At 70.2% G+C, this 242-nt stretch carries 1 pseudogene; it reads right to left on the reverse strand.

From position 1 onward, the window contains the following. Positions 1–242, reverse strand: a pseudogene (locus R0J88_RS22915) (peptidase S8); the annotation flags it as partial.

Consider the following 242-nt stretch of genomic DNA (forward strand, 5'->3'; position numbering starts at 1 on the left):
GGTTGCCGACGAGGTCGGGGTGCGGGCGGTAGCCGGTATCGAGCACGGCCGTGACGACCGTCGGTGAACCCTTGGTGCGCGTCCACGCGGGCGGCGTGTTGATGCCGACGCTCGCATCGGACAGATACCACTGCTGGCTGTATGAGGGGTCGCTCGGCGTGTCGCGGATTCGCATCGGGTGATCCGGTTCCGCGTAGTCGACGTCGCCGTCGGCCGCGAATGCCTGCGCGAGCGCCGCCGCG

The organism is Pseudoalteromonas sp. SIMBA_162, assembly GCF_046535955.1.
Classification (GTDB): domain Bacteria; phylum Pseudomonadota; class Gammaproteobacteria; order Enterobacterales; family Alteromonadaceae; genus Pseudoalteromonas; species Pseudoalteromonas marina.